Origin of the sequence: Acinetobacter venetianus RAG-1 = CIP 110063 (genome assembly GCF_000368585.1) — a bacterium.
GTDB classification, from domain to species: domain Bacteria; phylum Pseudomonadota; class Gammaproteobacteria; order Pseudomonadales; family Moraxellaceae; genus Acinetobacter; species Acinetobacter venetianus.
Genome location: NZ_KB849556.1, coordinates 136572 through 143575, shown reverse-complemented (window position 1 = coordinate 143575; position 7004 = coordinate 136572). Strand labels below are relative to the sequence as shown.

General features: G+C 40.7%; 6 protein-coding genes. 3 read left to right on the top strand and 3 right to left on the bottom strand.

The genetic code is table 11. From position 1 onward, the window contains the following. The first annotated feature begins 406 nt into the window (after positions 1-406). From recN to ruvX, 3 genes are all read left to right on the top strand, one after another. A complete protein-coding gene (gene recN / locus F959_RS00685; RefSeq protein ID WP_004876471.1) occupies positions 407-2068 on the top strand; it encodes a DNA repair protein RecN in 1662 nt (553 codons plus the stop codon). A 114-nt stretch (positions 2069-2182) separates the two neighbouring features. After that, entirely contained in the window at positions 2183-2737 is a 555-nt protein-coding gene (locus tag F959_RS00680; RefSeq protein ID WP_004876469.1) for a YqgE/AlgH family protein, read from the top strand. Next, positions 2730-3173, top strand: coding sequence for a Holliday junction resolvase RuvX (gene ruvX / locus F959_RS00675; protein WP_004876467.1), 444 nt, complete (start codon positions 2730-2732; stop codon positions 3171-3173). Before F959_RS00680 ends, ruvX begins: the two co-directional genes overlap by 8 nt. Positions 3174-3268: 95 nt before the next feature. Here ruvX and F959_RS00670 read toward each other — a convergent pair whose 3' ends face one another. The 3 genes from F959_RS00670 to F959_RS00660 form a co-directional block, all read right to left on the bottom strand. After that, positions 3269-4270, bottom strand: a complete 1002-nt coding sequence (locus F959_RS00670) for an HlyD family secretion protein (RefSeq protein WP_004876465.1) — start codon at positions 4268-4270, stop codon at positions 3269-3271. Positions 4271-4332: 62 nt separating this feature from the next. Further along, positions 4333-4539 carry a DUF1656 domain-containing protein gene (locus tag F959_RS00665; protein WP_004876464.1) on the bottom strand — a complete coding sequence of 69 codons (207 nt, stop codon included), beginning with the start codon at positions 4537-4539 and terminating at the stop codon, positions 4333-4335. After that, on the bottom strand, positions 4532-6625 hold the full coding sequence (locus F959_RS00660; protein WP_004876460.1) for an FUSC family protein: 2094 nt from the start codon (positions 6623-6625) through the stop codon (positions 4532-4534). The genes F959_RS00665 and F959_RS00660 overlap by 8 nt, the downstream gene beginning before the upstream one ends. Positions 6626-7004 lie beyond the last annotated feature (379 nt).

The following is a 7004-nucleotide window of genomic DNA, read 5'->3' as shown; positions in this document are numbered from 1 at the left end:
AATTAACAAAGCAAAGCTTTGTCCGAGCGCAAGACGAGTAGCTATGCTACGAGTGGCGAAAATTAACAAAGCAAAGCTTTGTCTGGGCACAAGACGAACAGCTATGCTGTGAGTTAAGAGGAAAAATAAAGTGAAATATTGTCCCAGCACTAGACCTTGTGCCATATATGGCTCATTTACTGTGGGCAAATTGGAAAAATAAAACTTAATCCTTCGTAACAACTAAAACTTAGAAAAAAGTTGCTACGCTACAAATCAATCAAGAAAATCATCCAGAACTTTAAATTATGCTGATCACTACTCAGCTATCTATCAAGTAAATAAGGAAAATCCTACATTCAACTCTTGTAGCCCATTTAAAACTTCTCTATCTTTAAGCAAAAGATTCTGTGCATTGGATGCGTTTATGCTCACCCATTTAACTTTAATTAATTTTGCACTTGCTGACCATCTCGCTTTGGATATTGAACAAGGGTTTAATGTTCTCACGGGTGAAACAGGCGCAGGAAAATCATTATTGTTAGATGCTCTTTCCGCATGCTTAGGCGAACGCACGGATACCAACTACGTTCGTTATGGCGCAGATAAAGCCGATGTCACGGCGGTATTTAGTTATCAACCTCAAAGTGCTGAAGCTCACTGGCTCACAGAGCATGAACTGGATGATGATTCAGGTGAAATTCACCTAAGACGGGTTATTTTCGCAACGGGTCGTAGCAAGGCATGGATTAATGGTCGACCAAGTAGTCTAGCTGAACTTAAAGAAATTGGACGTTTACTCGTTCAACTCTATAGTCAACATAGTCAACAACAACTTTTAGAACCCCCTTACCCAAAACATTGGTTAGACCGTTATCACAACTTTGCTGAGCCTGCTCATGCCGTTCGCGATGCTTATAGCACATGGCAAAATAATATTCGCCAACACCAAGCCGCTTTAAATGCTCAAGCAACACGTATTCAAAAAATACAAAGCTTAGAATCACAAATCGAAGAATTAGAAGATGTTGTGCAAACTGATTATCGTGAAATTGAGCAAGAATTTGATCGTCTCAGCCATCATGAACATATTATGCAAGACTGTGGTTACGGCTTGAATGTTTTGGATGAAGCTGAACAAAATATCACGCAAGAAGTAGCCTCAATCATCCGCCGACTGGAATCTCATGCAGGTCGTAGCGAACAACTGAGTAATATTTATAATTCCTTATTAAATGCACAAAGTGAAATAGAGGATGCGACCGCAAGCTTGCGTCAGTTTATAGACCGTCAAAGTTTTGACCCTGAACGGATGGAACAGTTAAATGCTACGCTTGAGGTCTTCCATCGTTTGGCACGTAAACATCGTACACAGCCTGAACTGCTTAAACAAGAATATGAAGTTTGGCAGCAAGAGCTAGAGCTACTGCATCAACTCGAAGATCCAGAAACTTTAGCGGAACAAGTTGAAGTTTCATATCAAGACTTTATGCAAAAAGCTCAACATTTAGATGAAATCCGTCGTGCTGCGGCCATTCCACTTGCCAAACAACTCACTGAGCAAGTGAAACCATTGGCCTTACCTGAAGCACATTTTGAGTTTAAATTTGAGCCATTAGAACCAGCAAATGCTGAGGGTCTTAGTTTCATTCAACTGCTATTTACAGCCAACAAAGGCATCCCGCCACAACCACTGGCACGGGTTGCATCAGGCGGTGAATTGTCGCGTATTGCCTTAGTGATGCAAGTAATGAATGCTGAAAAAACAGATGCAGAAGTATTGGTCTTTGATGAAATTGACGTAGGTATTAGTGGTGGCACAGCTGAAGTCGTCGGACGTTTACTGGCTGATCTTGCTCAACATGTACAATTACTTTGTATCACCCATCAGGCACAGGTTGCTGCACAGTCTGACCAGCATCTGCTGGTGAAGAAACAGCAGACAGATCCGGCCAGCAGTACCATTATCGAATTGGGTGAAGAGCAACGTATTTTAGAACTGGCACGTATGTCTGGCGGGGTCGAAATTAGTGAGACCACTTTGCAGCATGCAAGGCAGTTACGTCAGCTTAAATTTCAGTCGGCCTAAGTAACGGCACAAAATATTAGAAAATAATTGGCGAAATCCGATTAACTCTTGTATGTTGATAAAAAGAACCTATATAGATAGATCAGCACAATACTTTGATGGAGAACCGCCTAGGTGACGAAACAATATTTAACTCACCGTTGTCTCATCGCTCCACCAGACATGGCAGATGACTTTTTTGCAAACACTGTGATTTATGTTGCTCGCCATGATGAAGAAGGTGCTCAAGGCATTATTATCAATCGCCCTTCTGAACTGCAAATCAAAGAGTTGCTCAATGATTTAGAGATCGATGCAGATAACGTACAGCCTCATGCTGTTTTACAAGGCGGCCCTTTACGCCCTGAAGCGGGTTTTGTCTTACATACAGGTCAACCGACTTGGCATTCCTCTATTGCAGTCGGTGAAAATGTCTGTATCACCACTAGTAAAGATATTTTAGATGCAATTGCACATAATGAAGGTGTTGGACGCTATCAAATTGCGTTAGGCTATGCGAGCTGGAGTAAAAACCAGCTTGAAGAAGAGATTGCGCGTGGCGATTGGTTGATATGTGATTCTGATATGGATTTGATCTTCAACTTACCTTATGGCGATCGTTGGGACGCTGCCTATAAGAAAATCGGGGTAGATCGTACTTGGTTTGCTTCAGAGATTGGGCATGCCTGATATGCAATCATCTCAATCCATTATGGCGTTTGATTTCGGCACACAAAAAATGGGGATTGCGATTGGTCAAGCAAGCATTGAAAGTGCCAATCCACTTCCATTATTTGTAATGAAAGATGGCATTCCTGACTGGAATCAATTGCTAAAGTTAGTCAAAGAATGGCAACCTAATGTGTTTTTGGTAGGTCTGCCCTTAAATATGGATGACAGTGAATCAGAACTTTCTGCGCGTGCTCGAAAATTTGCACGTCGTTTACGTCATCAAACCAATATTGAAACGTGGATGGTAGATGAACGTCTAACCACTCGTGAAGCACGAGAAGAGCTTGAGTATTATCAAAACAAAGGACAGGCAAGACGTTTATCCGCAGATAGTTTTGCTGCTGCCCTGCTGATTCAAAGTTGGTATCGTGATCCCGCGGGGATTACACCTTAAAAGAATCAATTTACGTTCTATCATTTAGCGGCACTCGATGCCGCTATTTACTGTGTCATTTCTGAATAAATAAGCCTATCCAAAAAACGCATTGATTATTTCTCAATAATTCTAACTGTCGCAGTACGACCCGAAACAAAAGCCAATGGATTCTTCGGCTGCTCATCTAACACAATCTTTACAGGTACACGTTGCGCCAAACGTACCCAACTAAATGTCGGATTTACGTTGGCCAATAAATTGGAACTACCTGAACGTTCTCGGTCTTCAATCCCTGTCGCAACACCTTGCACATGCCCACGGATTTTTTGACGATCACCCATCAGTTGAATCGTTGCGGCATCACCAACATGAATACGATCGAGTTTAGTTTCTTCAAAATATCCCACAACATAGAGCTGATGGCGATCAAGCAAAGCAGCAACTGCTTGTCCAACTTTCACATAATTACCAACACGTAAATCAAAATTCGATAACGTACCATCAGCAGGTGCAACCACTTCAGAACGATGTAAATTCAACTGCGCCAAATGTAAATTACTATTGGCAACCTCAATCAATGCTTGCTGCTGTTGAATCGCCGCATTCGCCTGTTCAATACTTGCCGTTAATTGCTCGCGTTCAGCGAGTGCTTGATCACGCGTTGCAAACACCTGATCTTGCTCTTGTTTAGAAATTGCTCCATCCATTAAGCTAGCGTAACGAGCCGCATTCTTTTCAGCCAATTTCATATTGGCTTCAGTTTTAACCAAACTGGCTTTAGCTCCTGCTAGATTTGCATGTGCTTGTGCCAAACCTGCTTTAGCTTTGGCCAAATCAGACTTTGCTTGCTCAACATCCAAAGCTTGACGTGCAACATCAATTTTGAAAAGAACCTGACCTTTTTTTACCGTCTGGTTATCTTGAACAAGCACCTCTGTGATTAAACCATTCACATCTGAAGCGACTTGAATCACATCACCACGGACACGACCATCACGTGTCCAAGGCGCGGCATTGTAGTAATTCCATAAATGCACGATGGTATAAACTGCGATTAGAACCGCAACAAGCAATACGATTGGACGTATGATCTTTCGCACATCAAATGCATTCATGTTCATCACCTTTACCACTTATTTTTAAATCATTAATTTCAGGAACAGCGTCTAAACAGACCTTAAACCCACAACCAAACAAACAACCAATGCACCAACAGCATGAGACCCAAGTAAAAACATAAGTTAAAAATACTTGGTAATGCGATCCAACCTTTTTGAATTAGGCGATCTGTTGCTGGTGTCAGAAGTTTAAACAGTACATAAGCAATCACAGCCTGTACCAGCAGAATCGGGAAGTAGATCCCATAAACGTTAATTTCACCCATGAGACACACCTAAACCAGACGTTTCTGCGTGCATATCTTCAGCAGAAACATGCCCAATACTTTTACAAATATTATTTAAAGAAATCAGTAATCTTTGACGGAGCTCATCATCTTCGATCTGCTGAGCGACCTGCTGTAATTGATTCACTTGCTTTACAATTTGCACAGGAAAATGCCAACTTGATATTTGCTTTTCTTGTGAGTGGAAATACGCAGCAAGCTGGTTTTGTAAAACGGTCACTTCATGCTGCAACTCCACAAGTTGCGGTAACTTTTGACTAATCTCTTGTAAGCGAACCAAATCAACGATTGAGCTACTTTCGATCAATGCATTTTGAATTGCAGCCTTAATTTCAGAATCCTGTACCATCTTGGTATTCAGTACACCAACCCGATCTAACATACTGCGTAGATGAATTTTAAAGTCACTACCATAAGGCATGTGCAGCGCTTGTCGCATCGCTTGATAATGCAGAGCCAAAATGCGTGTTGCGCTGGCATCTGGAGAAACCGCACGAACCAAATCAATCACAATTAACGAAACCAACACACCTAGGATCATGGCGAATGAACTATCTAAATAGGACACCGCATCCATCGTGTATTTATTGTGGAGATTCAACCCCATCATGGTGTTAATTCCAAGCACCATCCCAACAGGCATTAACATCTGATTTGCCATCATACTGACTGCAACAAGAAACACTGGAAATAAAACCAACGCCAATTGCCAAAAGTGGGTAATATGCGGAAATATTCCAAAAGCGTATAAAAACACCAGACCAACAGAAACAATACTGCCCCAAATAAAAATACGCAGTACAGGTACAGGATTATCCAATGCTGTCAAAATACAAGCCGTGATCGCGCCCATTTGCGCCATCATAAAACCAGCCTTCCAGCCAGATAAAATCCACGCCCCAGTCACAATAAAAGTAATCAATACCGCACTAATCCCACCACGAATCGCAATACCATGATCACGATGCAAACTTGGATATTTAGTGGTAATTGCGGTGATTTCAGCAGGAATTTCTTTTTTACCTTGTTGAATCTGTTGCCATAACAATTTCACAGCTAAAGTGTTGCTAATGAAATGACGCACATCCATTTTTAACGCACCCAACACGATTTGTTGCTCAGGTGTTGCTAAATTCATAAGTTCAGAAAAATCATGTTCAAAATCTACTGGCAGTGTCAGTAAGTCATTTGGTGTTAATGTTCTATCCTGCTTGAGGAAGGCCAAGGTATGTTGTCGAATCAGATTGAGATGCGGCATTAAATTCATCAACTGCATTTGCTCAAGCTGTTTGACTCGTTGAGACAAAGCCACCAGATTTGCAACCACTAACGAAACCTGATGCAGCATTTCCTGCAACGGCTTGGTCATGCCTTTAAGCTCACCTTTTTCATAATTCAAATGTACTGCTAGTGCATGAATATCTGATGCATCTCGAGTAATTACAGACAAAATTTGCGTGTAATTTTCTGAAGACGCTTGCGCAGTGATCAACTTTTCAAAAGTACTTTCTAAATCATTCAGTGTTTTATTAACACGCTGTTTAATCATCGTGCCAATATGCACTGGGAAAAGTGTTGCAGAAACAACCGCTGTGGAAATGACACCAACTGAAATTTCGAGTACGCGAGCAAGCGCAATATCAAAAATGTTATAGGTATCAATATAAGTAATCGCGTTATAGACAATCATTGCCGTTGAATAGCCCGCCAGCATGAACACATAACTGCGAGGGGTACGGTCTAATAGGGACACGTATAAGGCAAATCCTACCCATAAAGATAAAATGATCGTGAATAACCACGGCGTATTAATAAAATGAGGTGTCAATAATAAAGCAATGATCGCGCCCGCAACTGTGCCTACTAAGCGATAAACACATTTTGAAGACACCATACCTGAGTATGGACTTGCGATAATCATGACTGTTCCAATCGACCACATTGGATTAATCAAATCAAGTTCAAATGAAATAAACAGCGCCAGCATACCTGCCACAAAAATTTTGCACGCAAAAATGATGTCGAGCTGGCTCGGTCTAAAAGCCAACAACTGCTTAAGGATCATGAACTATTCTCAATGCTGAATTAGCCTCTTGCACATTTCCTTATCAAAATAATGAAATGCAAACACGCTTGTTGATTCGAAAGACTTCAAATCAACGTGATAGAGAACTAATTATTTGGAGTGATACACAATGTTTGGACAATTTGCTTAAAAATAATTATCCAAATAAGACATTGTGTTGTTGATTTTTTCAAAACAAAGCAGAATAGTCAAGATAAATTATCACCATTTGATAATTCTTAAATTTAATCTAGAATAAACCTTATAAAATTTATCTTTTTTCTCAATTTCAACCGAAATCTATTGATTAAAAATGATCAGTTTTAAAAGTCCACACACGCTGTTCTGCTTTTCTGTTATAAAGCAATAAAAGTTCGAG

Coding starts and splice junctions, on each gene's coding strand:
- recN (WP_004876471.1), top strand. CDS start 407: ATGCTCACCCATTTAACTTTAATTAATTTTGCACTTGCTGACCATCTC.
- ruvX (WP_004876467.1), top strand. CDS start 2,730: ATGCCTGATATGCAATCATCTCAATCCATTATGGCGTTTGATTTCGGC.
- F959_RS00670 (WP_004876465.1), bottom strand. CDS start 4,270: ATGAATGCATTTGATGTGCGAAAGATCATACGTCCAATCGTATTGCTT.
- F959_RS00665 (WP_004876464.1), bottom strand. CDS start 4,539: ATGGGTGAAATTAACGTTTATGGGATCTACTTCCCGATTCTGCTGGTA.
- F959_RS00660 (WP_004876460.1), bottom strand. CDS start 6,625: ATGATCCTTAAGCAGTTGTTGGCTTTTAGACCGAGCCAGCTCGACATC.